A 14744-nucleotide genomic window follows, 5' to 3' on the forward strand; every position below is an offset into this window, starting at 1 on the left:
CTTTATTCGCGGGTCTTCAGCACGGCAACGAGATCAAGCTGATTGATTTGACGGCGAATCAGCGCACCAGAAATGATAGCTGCGATCGCAATCACGCCAAAGGCAAAACCATAGGTGTAGCGGGTCACAACCAGCGGCCAGCGATACAGCTCGGTGTTGTAGGCCAGCGCCATCAACGCCGCCAGTCCGTACCCAATGGCATAGCCCACCGGAACAGCCAGCAGCGTCAGCACCGCCTGTTCACCCAGCAAAATAAAGGCCACTTCCCGCTGAGTGAAGCCAATAATTCGCAGCGTCGCCAGCTCTCGCCCCCGCTCAGATAAAGCGATTCGGGCAGCGTTATACACCACGCCAAAGGCAATAATGCAGGCAAAAATCACCAGCACCGTCGTAAAAATGGCCAAACTGCCAGCAATCGTTTCCTGAAACCGCTTAATGCTGTGTTGACGCAGGGCGACGCTAGCCACAGCAGGCGTTTGCTTCAGTTCGGCGTAAATTGGGTCAAGCTGCTGAGGGTCTACTGTCAAGTAGGCACCGGAGAGGGTCAAATCCTCCCGCATCAGGCTATTCAGTGTATCGATATTCATGTAGGCCGAAACGCCAATCAGCTCATCAACCAGACCGACTACAGGCACCTGTCGCTGGGGACGACTGCCTTCCAGCACCTCCAGCGTCAGCAGTTCTCCCGGATGAATATTTAGAATTTCAGCCAGCTTCGTTGTCAGCAGCACTCCTGATTCCGGCAGCGAGACTGGCTTCAGCTGCCGATTTAGCAGACGGCGCAGCGTCCCATCCGGCGGCAACCCTGTCAGACCGCCCAAGTAAGTGCGCTGCTGAAATCGCAGTCGGGCGGGCACACTGCGAAACGGCTCCACCCGCAGCACGCCGGGTAAGTGCAGCAAATCGTACTGGGCGCGTCCCGCCAGCGGTTCCGCAAAGGCCAGGGTAATATCCTCCTGCTGAATCTGGTGAAACTGCACATTGATGATGTAGTTCATGCCGTCCTCAAACGAACGACCCACCACCAGAATCGCCACCGCCAGCGAAATGCCCAAAATCGCCAATCCCGCCTTAATCGGCTGCCGCTCCAGATTACGTAAAATAATCCGTCCCGCTGGCGAAAATAGCTGCTGCAAACCCAAGCGCTCAATCAGCGTCGGTCGAAATTCTGCCGGAGGCTCAGGCCGCATCGCTTCCGCTGGAGGTAGCTGCACCGCTCTTTGCACCGACAGAAACGCGCCAATCATGGCGGCAACTAGACTGGTTCCCACCGCAATGATGACCAAGTCCGCCCCCACTTCAAACGCCAGCACCGGAAAGTGATAGAAATTGGCGTAGTTTTTGGTCGTCGCTGAGCCAAACCAAAGGCCAATCCCGGTGCCCAACGCCGCTCCGGCCAGCACCACCAGCACCACCAGCTTGAGATAGTGCAACCCCACATCCAGATTGCTGTAGCCAAACGCCTTCAGCACCGCAATCTGATCTCGCTGAGTGCTAATCAACCGCGCCAGCAGCAGGTTCAGCAAAAACGCCGCAATCCCCAAAAAGATAATCGGCATGAACACCGCTGATGCTTTGAGACTGGTGATTTCATCCGAGACAAATCGATTCGAGATTTGATCGCGCCGCCCGTAGGCTCCCAGTCCCCCGTAGGATTCCAAGAGCTGATCCAATCGGAAAATCACGTCAGCTTCACTGGCATTTCGGGTTAAATCCAGCGCCACATCGTTAAACGCCCCGTCCATATCGAACGCTGTCGCCAATGCCTCGCGCCCCATCCACAGCACGCCAAACCGCTGATTATCCGGCAGCAAATCCGTACCGCGAATCTCGTAGACATACTCCGGCGACAGCGCCATCCCGACAATCTGCAAATCCTGCCAGCGCCCATTGATCACCGCGCCCAAGGTATCACCCAGCTTCAGGTCATTCGCATTGGCAAACGTCTCACTCACCAGCACCTCATTGGGATGTCCGGGCGTAAGGTAGTGTCCCTGGCTGAGGTATAGGCTATTCAGCAACGGCATCCGCTGCTCCGGCACCGAAATTAATCGTCCTGTCGCTGGCTCCGCCAACCCCGGCACATCCAAAATTACATCTCGCACCACCCGAGTCTGCACCTGCTGCACCCCCGGTAACGCTTGAATGCGATCGCGGATTTGCTCCGGTGCCCGCTTCACCTGCACAAACACATCGGCAAAGTGATACTGGTCGTAATAGGCCGCCTGGGTGAGATTCAGCGAGTCATAGGCACTTAGCATCGTCACCAAACTGGCAATCCCACAGGCCACAATCAGCACAATTGCAACCACCTGGCCTCGGAGGTGAATCAGATCGCGGAGGAGTTTGAGGTTGAGAGAACTCACCATTCCAGCTCCTCCGGATCAGCCTTCTGCGCATTGCATTCAATTGCCGTAATCTGGCCGCTGCGCATGTGAATCACCCGATCGGCCATTGCGGCAATGCCAGCATTATGGGTAATCACAGCCGTCGTTGTACCAAACTCGCGATTGACCTGCTGTAGGGCTTTCAGAACCAACTTACCCGTCCGGAAATCCAGCGCTCCCGTCGGTTCATCGCAAAGCAAAACTTCAGGGCGTTTGGCAATGGCACGTGCGATCGCAACTCGCTGCTGTTCCCCACCGGAGAGCTGAGCCGGAAAGTGATCGAGCCGATCGGCCAGTCCGACGATATCAAGTGATTCCACGGGCGACATGGGATGACGAGCAATTTCCGTGACCAGCGCCACATTCTCGCGGGCGGTGAGACTGGGGATGAGGTTATAAAACTGGAAGATAAACCCTACAGCATCGCGACGGAAACGGGTTAGAACCGCATCGTTGGCATGGGTGAGATTTTGGGTGCGGAAGAACACCTGCCCGCTGGTGGGAATGTCGAGTCCGCCCAGAATATTGAGCAGCGTCGATTTGCCGCTACCCGACGGCCCCAGCAGCACCACAAATTCACTTTCATACAAGTCAAGATCGACTGACCGCAGGGCCTGCACTTCGACTTCGCCCATGCGGTAGGTTTTAGTCAACTGCTCGACGTGAAAAACCACAGGTGTCCGAGCCGTCGCCTCTAATTGCAATCCCTCTGTTGATAGCCCCATGATGCGTTGCAGGAATATCTATCTTGAGGCTAGCCAGGGAACGAAGCTCGCGGTAGATCTAAGCATATATTCTTAATGATTTCAGTTTAGCAACCCAGAAGAGAGGGCCAGGTCGTCGCCATTTTGTTGAAACTATTGAGGCATCTGCTCGATCTAACGTTCAAACGTTCCAACGTTTTTAGGATTGTGAATTAAATAACCTGTAATTCTGGTTTTGCTGTGTAATTCCATTGCGGCAGAAGCTCGTCGAAGACAATCTTCATGTTGGCTTTGAAGTCCTCGGGATTGTAAATTAGATTGTGTCAAAGGTCAGAGATGAGATCTAATGAACTATTGAACCTAAGAGACTCGTACTATGACTTTTCGACCTGAACTCCTGGATGAATTGCTTAAAGGCTATCAGAATCCCGAAGACCTGCTGGGGGATGGAGGGATTCTTAAGCAGCTCACGGCGGCTTTGGTGGAACGCTGCTTGAATGCGGAAATGAAAACCCATCTGGACGAGCAACAGGCGGAGCCTGAAAGCGACGTCAAGCCAACTCGTAACCGCCGCAACGGCCACAGCAAGAAGACCATCAAAGGGGAGTTTGGAGAAGCTCAAATCAATGTTCCCCGTGACCGCAACAGTGAGTTTGAACCCATCATCGTCAAGAAGGGGCAGACCCGCTTCGAGGGCTTTGATGACAAGATCTTGTCCCTCTATGCCAGGGGCATGAGTACCCGTGACATTCAGGCTCAACTGCAAGACCTGTATGGCGTTGAGGTCTCAGCCGGGCTGATCTCGAACGTCACGGATGCGGTTGAAACGGAGCGTAAAATTTGGCAAAATCGCGCGCTCGACCCGGTTTATCCCATCGTCTATTTTGATGCCATCGTGGTCAAAGTCAGACAAGACGGGCGGGTGATCAACAAAGCGATTCACTTGGCGCTTGGGGTTAACTTGTCTGGCACCAAAGAACTCTTGGGGATGTGGATGACCCAGAACGAGTCTGCCAAATTTTGGCTTCAAGTGCTCACAGAGCTGCAAAATAGGGGTCTCAAAGACATCTTCATCGCTTGCTGTGATGGCCTCACTGGCTTTCCCGATGCCATTGAAGCGGTCTTTGCTCAAACCCAGGTGCAGTTGTGCATTGTTCACATGGTACGAAATTCACTCCGCTATGTGTCCTACAAAGACCGTAAGGCGGTTGCAGCAGACCTCAAGCTGATTTACACGGCCAGCACTGAGACTGAAGCAGAGCAGCGCTTAGTTGAGTTTGCCGAGCAGTGGGACCAGCAATATCCAACCATTAGCAGGTCTTGGCTTCATCATTGGCAGCGGATTATTCCCTTCTTTGCTTTTTCACCGGAGATTCGTAAAGCAATCTATACGACCAATGCGATTGAATCGATGAATATGACTCTTAGAAAGGTGATTAAAAACCACCGAGCTTTTCCAACCGATGAATCTGCCCTAAAAGTTATCTACTTGGCAATTCAAAATATTGCCAAAAAGTGAACCATGCCCATTCGCGACTGGAAACCCGCTCTCAACCGCTTCGCGATTGAATTCAGCGATCGCTTTCCAACTTGAGTTTTTACCTTTGACACAATCTATTTGACATACCCGTCCTCAGCAACTTTACGACCCTTGTGATACGTTTTATCGAGAATCGTCGTAAAGACCTTGAGACCTGTGCGAGTGGTTGCCTTTTCCATCAGCTCTTTTACCATCTGGACACTCTCAAAAATTACCCCTTGACACCTGCTTGAGACGTGAGGAAACAAGCGGTGTTCAATTGGATTGTACTTGGAGGTATAGGGGGGATAGTGAGCAATGCGAATTTCAATCCCTAACTCGTTGACCAATGCTTGCAAGTCTTGCTTAAAGATGTAGTAGCGAGAACTGTTACTGCCCCCACCATCGCAAAGCAGCAAAATCGAGCCAGCTAGGGGATAGCGTGCTTTGCCATAGGTGTTCCACCAGTAGCGAATCGATTCGCAGGCAAACTCACTGGTATCATGACTCGTGCCGATCTGGATGTAGCCAATATTATCGCTCAAGTCGTACAGTCCGTGGGGAATAGCGACGCCTTCTGCGAGCGTTGCCCAATCATGGTCAAACACTTCGACTCCCTGCTCTTGAGTGTACAGTTGCCCCGCTCGATACAACTTGCCAATTAATTCTCTTTTTTTGTGTCCATACTCATGACGGGATTGCCAGCAGCTTGATAGGTGCCTTTCAACTGCTCAATCCGCTCAAATTGTTCATTGCGATGTTCACTCTCCCCAGTTGCCAGTCTTTTCACCGCTTTGCGTTTACGAAAGTTGTGCCGCTCCAACAACTGATCGACCACCGTCACACTCACGTCAATTCCGTCCTCTTTCAGCAAGGCCACAATCTCATGGCGCTTGAGATTAGTCCACTTCACCGTCTCATCCATGGGTGAACCCGCCGTGTGTTGCTCCAACACCTGCAGAAATGACGCATCTAGCCCTTCAATGGTCTCAAATGCTGACTTCCGTCCACCTCCCACTTGACGAATCCGTTCCCGTTTGAGAGCAGGTTCATCATCCAGTTCTGCCAGTCCCAACGCTAGGGTTGCATGATGGCATCCGAACAACTCTCGGATATAGGCTTGCCCACCATATCCGAGTTTGATCGCTTCAATGGCGGCATAGCGACGACGATCCTTCTCAGACAACGATTGATAATAGCGTTGCATTTGAGCTTCAATTGGCGCAGGGTAGGGTTGCATTCAGGTTCTGCTTCATCTTCTATTGCTCTAGCTTACAAATACAGACGGTAAAATTACATCTTATTTAATCCACGATCCTTAGAGTTGCTTGATGTCTAACCGATGTGGCTATTTCACGCTCTCCGGTTCGACAGTTACCAAAATCTGCGTTATTGCTAAGTTGTAGGGATTAAATGATTGCTAAACATGGCACGCCAACGCTCCAAATCTGATTTGCCAACTAAACTCTGTCCCGTTTGCGATCGCACATTTACCTGGCGCAAAAAATGGGCCGACTGCTGGGACGACGTTAAATACTGCTCCGATCGCTGCCGTCGCCGTCGTTCTCAGGCCAAGTCTGAAGATTGAATCTGGGTTTAATGTCTAAGTGACATTTTTAATATATCAATCTTATCAGTACCTAAAAATCATCGCCCTTTAAATGTACTTATGAAACCATGAAAAATAGCAAATTCAATCGTCTATTTACTACTCAGTGGCATCATCAGAGTTCAGCATTGGTAAAACTTCGTCCTCAAGAAAATCAATAAACTCTACGGTATAGTTTTTTGCACTATCAGCCGTGAGATGGGATGTGTCAAAGACTTCTAATTGATTGGGTTCCTTAGCCTGAAAAAAGGGAACCTTCATATAGTTTGAAACCTCTTGCAAGCGATTTTCACAGTAGCCGAGTTTTGGAATGTATGTATTCACTATAATGGCACTTGGAGCAACTGAATTTATTTGCTCCACCCAATAATCGATAAGCTTCTTTTCATCGACATCCAATATTTTGCATGAACGCGCCTTAGTATTGGGAATTTCAGAGGGTGCTGTATATGTATTCATAAAAGCATCCTTAACCCATAATCCATTGTCTATCTGGCGATAAATTGTTCGATTAGGAACCCACCTGCTCTGATCTGACAATAAGGCCACAATTACTTGATTGAAGTAATAGTTTGAAATCTGTAATAGATTACTCTGAAAAACTCGTCGAGAGCCATAGTCTTTTCCGGTCAGAAAACGGGTTGCACATTTTGAATGTTTTTTCTTAAAAAAACTTTGATCAACGTTTAGCACAAACAGCTTTGGACGCGTTTTGCTTCGTTTTAGCAGATCCAATTGAACTTTAATCGATTCATTACAGCCAAAGCCCACATGATAAAAGTTGATATTTTTGTCTTCAAAAAACTTCTCTAGAATTAAACGATCGTAGGCAAATTGGGATCTACTATTTCCCAGAAAAACAACATCAGCTCTCCGAATATATTTGGAGACCTCTTCTTCCCTATAGTGATAATAATTCAGATCAGTTTGCTCAAAATGAACCATAAGCCAATATCCAGTTACTATCAGCTTGAAAATATTTTTCTACTACTGTAAACTGTTGATCGTCGATTTGCCTAAGCCTATGCCAGCTTCGAGACTTCCCCAGGAACCATCCAGCATCAATAAACAATGACAGAATAAGTAGTAGCGGCAAGCTAAAGATTATCAGTAAATTGTATTTTTGATATTTTGTAGAAGGCTTCATAAATTAATTTAAAGGTTCGTAACAGTTCCAATATTAGCAAAGCCACGGAAGCATTTCATGCTGAAGATGGAGAAACGTCCTCGTACTCATAACCGAATAAATGCTGTAGTCAAAACTGAAAATATAGAAAATCTGTTGGAATTGAAGCCAAGGCAGAAAGGGAGATAAGATTCATTATGGTAAGAGCTAAAAACCATATGAAATTTGGGTTCCACTGCAAATGCATCCAATGCTTCCAACCATCATCTTTGATTTGATAGGGAAGAGTCACTGAATTATATTTTTCAAACACTTGTTGTGTATTTGGCAGAAACCAAACAGCCAGCAATAAAAACAATAAAAGAATCAATCCAGATACCTGAATCAGATCATTGGGCGATAAAACTGCCAACCATTGTTGCAATTGAGGAGCTTCACCAACGTCTTTGTGCTGCAAAAAAGAATGAATTGTTATTCCAATAGGCATCCCACCTAACCCAGTCATCTCGTACAATATTTGAGATGCTGTGGTTAAGTTCTGAGATTGAAATAGAACCCAACCTACCACAACTGCTACAAACGTAATGGTTTTTCCAAGCAGCTTCATCCATGCTTGTTTGGTCATTTGAATTAAATTAAGCTTGTTCAGCAAGTAGTGCCAAAAATGATTGACGACTAAATATAAACCATGCAGTCCACCCCATACAACGAATGTCCAACCAGCACCATGCCATAAACCTCCTAAAAGCATTGTAATAAACAGGTTGGTGTAACGGCGAACATTGCCTTTTTGATTGCCACCGAGAGGAATGTATATATAGTCACGCAAAAATTTTGATAGTGTCATATGCCAGCGCCGCCAAAAGTCAATAATGCTGATAGCTTTATATGGAGAGAAAAAGTTTAAAGGTAGTCGGATGCCAAACATATTACCGATGCCGATTGCCATATCTGAATAGCCAGAAAAATCAAAATAGAGCTGCATTGTGTAGGCTAAAGCTCCATACCAAGCCTCAAAAAAGCTTAAATCTTCACCTTTGAAGGCAACTGTAAAAACAGGATTGCCATGAATTGAAATTGCATCCGCCAAAAACTTCTTAAACAAACCAATTGAAAAAATACTAATTCCAAGCGCAACTGATTCTGCATTAACGCGGAGATTATTTTGAAATGAGAACTGAGGCATAAGTTCTCGATAATGAACAATTGGCCCTGCAATTAGCTGTGGGAAGAAAGTAACAAATAGACAATATCTTAAAAAGCTGTGATCACCTCTAATTTTGTCTTGATAGACATCTACCAAATAAGCAATCTGCTGAAACGTGAAAAATGATATTGCTAATGGAAGAATAATATTTGGAATCTCAACATCTAAGCCGAAAGCTGCATCAATATTTTCAAGAAAGAAATCTTGATATTTGTAATAAGCAAGCACCAACAAATTTACCGATATTCCAGATATGAATATAGTTTTGATAGCCAACTGCTTTCCATTCGCTTTTCTCAAATTAGCCATCCAGTAGGCGACCAAATAGTTGACTATGATGGAGGCAATCATCAAGAGGAGATATCGAGGATTCCAATACCCATAGAAAAACAGTGATGCACTGACTAGCCATCCTGTTGCCAGTGTCCATTTTTGCCAACGAATAATGAGTAAAAATACGATTAGTACACATGGTAAAAAGATAAAAATAAATCCGTAAGAATTAAATAGCATACAAATTCAACTTATACATGTGCTGCATTAAAGAGTTGTTTTTTGTCTTTAGTCTTTAAGTTTGGCATAGCATATTGGCATATGAGTATACCTGATGGGCTGCAGTGTTAGTTACGTCTTGTATAAGAGAAATCATGTTTGCTTTGTACGTGATTCGACCAGCTGGCTCTATTTATTTTCATGCAGAGCCTCTACCGAAGTGCCTCTTCTATCTCAAATGATTTGAATACAGGGTTTGCAAAGGCAGATCTCCAGATAAGCCCAAATTGCCGATGATATACAAGATCGGCATTAGCTCGTCTAATTCGTGCAGTCCTGTGTAACAGTGATAGAGGTTCAAATCGTGCAGTAGATCAACGCTAGTCAATAACTTTAGTCAGTATGGGTAAGATTTGGGAACTCGATTTTTATTCGCGGCCAATTTTGGATGACAACGGCAAAAAACGCTGGGAGATGCTGGTGTGCGAATCGCCGCTTAGCGTTGATGCCGATCCGGACAATTTGTTTCGCTATAGCCAATACTGCTCCAATACCGAGGTGAACTCGATTTGGTTAACGGCAGCCTTGGAAGCTGCGATCGCAGAAGCAGGCAGTTCTCCGACGCAAATTCGCTTTTTTCGGCGGCAGATGAACAACATGATTACCCGCACCTGCCAGGATATGGGCATCGCGGCCAAGCAGAGCCGTCGCACCATCGCGCTCCATCAGTGGCTAGAGCAGCGGTATGAATCGGTCTATCCCAATGAAGAGGGATATCAGCCATCAACCAATCCATCCGTTAACTACGGCACGACCCCGCCCCAGCCGCTACCGGACGCGTTAAAGGGGCAGAAGTGGGCCTTTGTCTCACTACAGGCCAGTGATCTGAGCGATATGCCGGAGTGGGACATTGATTTTGGTGAAGGTTTTCCATTGAAACTGGCCGGGATCAGTCCCGATACTCAGGTGCCCGGAGTGATTATTTTTTCGTCAAGGGCTATACCTTTAGCAGGTTGGTTGTCTGGGCTAGAGCTGGCGTTTTTACGGATCGAGCCCAATCCAAAACCGCAATTGGTGCTGGAAACGGGCAGTAATGATGCTTGGATATTGGCGGATCTAGTCCCAAAAGTTTTACCAGAAGCCAATGGATTTATGGCAGCCAAAGAACAGGCTCAGGGAGTTCATTTCATTGCTGTACAGGAGAATCCAGAATCAGAATCCTTTGCTGGATTTTGGTTATTGCAAGAACTCCATCTGGCGTAAGTGCACACGATCCCAGAAGATAGGGAAGAACAATCTTGGTCGGTAGCAAGCGAAGTCTATATGCACCACCCAGGGTTGTTTTAATTTGGTGTGCTTGAGATACCTATGGGTTCGATTGAATCTTCACATGATCAATTAGCGGAACAGCTGGTTGAACTAGCGATGCGCTCTGGAGCGGAAGCGGCTGAGGTATTTCAGTCCTTTTCGGCATCGCGTCCGGTTTTTTTTGAAGCTAATCGACTAAAGCAGTTGGAAAGCTCCCAGGTGGAAGGGACAGCGCTGAGAATCTGGCGCGATCGCAAACCAGGGATTGCCGTGGCCTATGGTTCTGTAGAGCCAGAGGCACTGGTGGAACGTGCGATCGCACTTAGCGAGTTAAATGAGCCAGAAGAAATTGAGCTAACGGAAAATCTGCAGATCACCTACCCATCGCAGGGACGTGAAGTTGCAGTGGAGCAGCTAGTGGACTGGGGCCGCGCGGCAATTGCCCAAGTGCGAGATGCCTATCCCGAAGTCCTCTGCTCGGCAGAATTAGAGTGCGACATGGAGCGTACCCGGCTCATCAACTCCGCCGGACTTGACTGTAGCCACGTTGATACCACCCTCAGCTTTTATCTCGATACGGAGTGGGTACGGGGCGACGATTTTCTGAACGTATCTGATGGGCAAACGCGGCGTGAATCGCTCGATCCAGACATGCTGGTGCGCCAAATTTTGCAGCGGCTAGAGTGGGCCGAAGATAACGTTGCGCCGTCTCAGGGTCGTCCCCTGGTTCTATTCACTGCCAAGGCCGCCGATATGCTTTGGGGCACGGTGTTAGCTGCCCTTAGCGGCAAGCGAGTGATGGAGCGTTCGTCGCCCTGGAGTGACTCCCTGGGAGAAGTGGTAGCCGATGCCAAGTTCACGCTATATCAAGATCCGGAAGCCGGCCCCTTTAGCTGTCCCTTTGACGATGAGGGAACGCCGACGCAGCGACTGACGTTTATCGAAAACGGCGTGTTGAAGCTGTTTTACACTGATCGCACGATCGGACGAGTCTTGGGCGGTGGTTCAACCGGAAACGGGTTCCGGCCCGGCTTGGGCAGCTATCCCACACCTAGTACCTACAACTCCATTGTGCAGCCTGGAGTGCGATCGCTAGATGAGCTGATTGCATCCCTAGACGATGCCATCGTTGTAGATCAAATGTTGGGGGGTGGGGCCGGAATTTCGGGCGACTTTTCGATTAACGTTGATTTGGGCTACCGAATTCGCAACGGTACCATTACTGGGCGCGTCAAGGACACTATGGTGGCGGGTAACGTCTACACCGTGGTGAAGCAATTGGTGGAAATTGGCGGGGATGCCGACTGGAATGGCTCGTGCTACACGCCTTCTGTTATCTTAGGAGGCTTATCAACGACCGGACGATCGATTTAGGTCATGCTTCATGAAGTTTGCTGCTCTATCTCGCAAGCTGCAGTACTTGCTTAAGCCGAAGCGAATCGCCATTTTTGAAGCCTGCATTATCGGGCTCGTATCTGGCCTCGCCGCTGTATTGCTCAAGCAAGGTGTGGGCTGGCTGGGCGGCTTACGCATCTATAGCACAGCACTGGGACTACCTGCCTGGCTGGTTTTACCGCTAGTGGGTCTCATCGGCGGTAGCCTAGCCGGTTGGCTAGTGCAGCGGTTTGCGCCAGAGGCATCCGGTAGCGGTATTCCCCAAGTCAAAGCGGCATTGGCCTATGTGCCGATGCCGCTCAATTTACGAATTGCTGTGGTGAAGCTGATTGGCACTATGCTGGTAATCGGCTCCGGTTTAATGCTGGGACGACAAGGCCCAACGGTGCATATTGGTGCCGCTCTGGCCGCCTGGCTAAGTCGCTGGGTACCGACATCACCGGAATATCGCCGTCAGTTGATTGCCGCCGGAGCCGCCGCCGGATTAGCCTCGGGCTTCAATGCGCCGATTGCCGGGGTACTGCTGGTGGTGGAAGAATTCCTACAGGATTTTTCTGGGCTGACTCTGGGTACCGCCATCCTGTCGTCGTTTATCGGGGCGGTGGTGTCTCGCTTACTGGGTGGCGGCAGTTTGGCCGCCAATATTGAGAACTATCCGGTGGAGTTTTCGGTACAGGACATTCCTTTTTTTCTGCTGCTGGGACTGCTGGCGGGTGTGCTGGGAGCGTTATTTAACCGAGGGGTGTTTATTAGTCTAAATATTAATGAACGGCTGATCGGCCTCAGTTTGCCGGGTTTAGTAGGACTGGCAGGTTTAATTTCAGGGTTGGGACGATCGCTGTTACCGATTGATTTTCGTGATAATGCCGGACTGCGAGAATTCCTGGTAGTGGGCAATGTGGATTGGCGGTTAGCACTGATTGCCTTTATCGCTACGTTTATTCTGACGCTGGTGGCCTGCGGATCGGGGGCACCAGGCGGCTTATTTGCCCCATCACTGATTCTCGGCTCAGCCCTCGGTATGCTGGTGGGAGAATCAGCGCACGTACTGGAATCCGCCATTGGTGTTCCGCTGGGCATTCCGGTCGGGATTAGCTCCTCTAGCACCTACGCGCTAGCGGGCATGGGGGCATTTTTCAGCGCCATGACGCGGGTGCCCGTCACGGCAATTGTCATCGTTTTCGAGATGACTACTAACTTTACGCTGGTACTACCGCTGATGATTGGCTCGGTGGTGGCCTATCTGATTGCCGACCGGGTTGATCCAGGCTCCGTCTATAGCCGGATGTTGGCCCGTAAGGGTATTTTGCTAGACGCCAATCGGGCAGAGAACATTCCCTTGGCGCAGTTAAGCGCCGCCGATGTCATGCAGCGGCGGGTGGAAACGCTAACTAGCCAAATGTCGATGCGAGAGGTGGTGCAGGCTTTTTCGCGATCGCACCATCGCGGATTTCCTGTGGTTGACCAAGGGCGACTGGTCGGCATCGTCAGCCAGTCGGATTTAGCAGATTTGAGCAGTAGCACAACATCATCGACAACCACGCTGGCTGAGATTATGACACCCAATCCAGTCGCCGTCAGCCCCCGCGATCTGCTGCCCCAGGTGCTGTATTTACTGAATCGCTACAAGCTCAGCCGATTGCCCGTCGTAGAAGATCGGCGTATTGTTGGCATCATTACCCGCGCTGACATTATTCGGGCTGAATCTGATCATCTCAGCGGGCAGATTGATCAGATTGGCCCCCAGCCAGAACCGTCCTATCTGGTGTATCAAACTCGTTCGCCTGTGACGGGGCGCGGGCGCATGCTGGTGCCGCTCGCCAATCCGCAAACCGCACCGACGCTGCTGAAAATGGCAGTTGCGATCGCACGGGAGAGTCGCTACGAAGTTGAGTGTTTGCAAATTATCGAAGTCCCTCGGAACTATTCCCCAGCTGAAACACGGGTCAACGCCACCGCCAGTCGGCAGATGCTAGCCGAAGCGGAAGCTCACCTCACAGCCCAGCAGATTCCCGTCCATACGCAAATTCGGATTGCCCATGATATTGCTCACGCCATCCTCGAAACGGTCAAGGATCGCCACATTGATCTGATCTTCATGGGCTGGAAGGGCAACACGGCTACTCCGGAACGCGTTTTTGGCAATGTTGTGGATACGATTATTCGGCAGGCCGCCTGTGAAGTGGTACTGATCCGTTTAGGAAACTCCTTATCTTTTGACCGCTGGTTGATTCCGGTATCGGGTGGGCCGAACGTACTGCGAGCCGTCGAGTTGATTCCAGCCCTAATCAGCTTAGGAGACCATACAGAAGCTGTTGTGTGCCAGGTTTTCACCCCTGACCAAAAGAAAATTCAGCGGACGGAAAGCATGATTTATGTCATGCAGTCTTTGAATCCAGTTTTCGACGGGCGCATGATCCCTCTCTGTTTGGTGGGAGACTCAGTGCCACACAAAATTTTGAGCACAGCCGATCGGTATCAGACCGATGTGATTGTGATGGGAGCTAGTCGTGAAAGCCTACTAAAACAAGCTATTGGGGGCAATATTCCAGAAAACATTGCTAAAAACAGTCCCTGTACCGTCATTTTGGTTCGCGGAGCAGAGTAAACACTACGGCGTGAGATTGTTACACCAAACTTCTCTGATTAAAAATAAACCGCCATAATTAAAGAGCAGGTGCATAGTATTTCTATTTCCTAGATGACTAGTGTTGTGCCCAATCAGTTTTGATGATTCAGTTCTGATGGTTGATGTGCCGCGCAGAGCGTGGCACATCAACCATCAGAACCCAGCCCAATAAAAGCTGGCAAACTACTAGATTCAGTTGCAAATCAGGGTCTTCTCACTGCACAGATTAGCTACTGCTCATACACACCTTGAATCTTCCTGCTACACCCCAGAATGCTCTGTTGTGGGTACTACACACCCTCTGAATTGTGGGCTAGGATGCAGCAAAGTCCCGCATTTCTGGCTCTGTTATACCAAGTCTGTAGTGG

General features: G+C 49.1%; 8 protein-coding genes and 2 pseudogenes. 5 read left to right on the forward strand and 5 right to left on the reverse strand.

The features are described 5' to 3' along the window. Window positions 1-2: 2 nt before the first annotated feature. Window positions 3-2369 (reverse strand): ABC transporter permease, encoded by a 2367-nt coding sequence (locus AC286M_RS24855; RefSeq protein WP_488206930.1) that lies wholly within the window; start codon window positions 2367-2369, stop codon window positions 3-5. Further along, window positions 2363-3112, reverse strand: a complete 750-nt coding sequence (locus tag AC286M_RS24860) for an ABC transporter ATP-binding protein (protein ID WP_488206931.1) — start codon at window positions 3110-3112, stop codon at window positions 2363-2365. The genes AC286M_RS24855 and AC286M_RS24860 overlap by 7 nt, the downstream gene beginning before the upstream one ends. 355 nt (window positions 3113-3467) lie before the next feature. On the opposite strand from AC286M_RS24860, the pseudogene AC286M_RS24865 reads away from it, so the two are divergent. Further along, a pseudogene (locus tag AC286M_RS24865) lies at window positions 3468-4685 on the forward strand (IS256 family transposase). Between the two features lie 20 nt (window positions 4686-4705). On the opposite strand, the pseudogene AC286M_RS24870 reads toward AC286M_RS24865, so the two are convergent. Then, window positions 4706-5850, reverse strand: a pseudogene (locus AC286M_RS24870) (ISAzo13 family transposase). 186 nt (window positions 5851-6036) lie between these two features. On the opposite strand from AC286M_RS24870, the gene AC286M_RS24875 reads away from it, so the two are divergent. Beyond that, on the forward strand, window positions 6037-6198 hold the full coding sequence (locus tag AC286M_RS24875) for a DUF2256 domain-containing protein (RefSeq protein WP_488206932.1): 162 nt from the start codon (window positions 6037-6039) through the stop codon (window positions 6196-6198). A 120-nt stretch (window positions 6199-6318) separates the two neighbouring features. On the opposite strand, the gene AC286M_RS24880 is transcribed toward AC286M_RS24875, so the two are convergent. Further along, on the reverse strand, window positions 6319-7164 hold the full coding sequence (locus AC286M_RS24880) for a hypothetical protein (protein WP_488206933.1): 846 nt from the start codon (window positions 7162-7164) through the stop codon (window positions 6319-6321). Window positions 7165-7475: 311 nt separating this feature from the next. Beyond that, window positions 7476-9065 carry an MBOAT family O-acyltransferase gene (locus tag AC286M_RS24885; RefSeq protein ID WP_488206934.1) on the reverse strand — a complete coding sequence of 530 codons (1590 nt, stop codon included), beginning with the start codon at window positions 9063-9065 and terminating at the stop codon, window positions 7476-7478. A 381-nt stretch (window positions 9066-9446) separates the two neighbouring features. Between AC286M_RS24885 and AC286M_RS24890 the strand changes: the two genes are divergently transcribed. From AC286M_RS24890 to AC286M_RS24900, 3 genes are all read left to right on the forward strand, one after another. Then, on the forward strand, window positions 9447-10307 hold the full coding sequence (locus AC286M_RS24890) for a Tab2/Atab2 family RNA-binding protein (RefSeq protein WP_488206935.1): 861 nt from the start codon (window positions 9447-9449) through the stop codon (window positions 10305-10307). A 105-nt stretch (window positions 10308-10412) separates the two neighbouring features. Next, window positions 10413-11726, forward strand: a complete 1314-nt coding sequence (locus AC286M_RS24895; protein ID WP_488206936.1) for a TldD/PmbA family protein — start codon at window positions 10413-10415, stop codon at window positions 11724-11726. Window positions 11727-11736: 10 nt separating this feature from the next. Next, complete coding sequence (locus tag AC286M_RS24900; RefSeq protein WP_488206937.1) at window positions 11737-14355, forward strand: chloride channel protein; 2619 nt, start codon at window positions 11737-11739, stop codon at window positions 14353-14355. The last annotated feature ends 389 nt before the right edge of the window (window positions 14356-14744 follow it).

The sequence above is a fragment of the Thainema salinarum CENA647 genome (assembly GCF_057732415.1).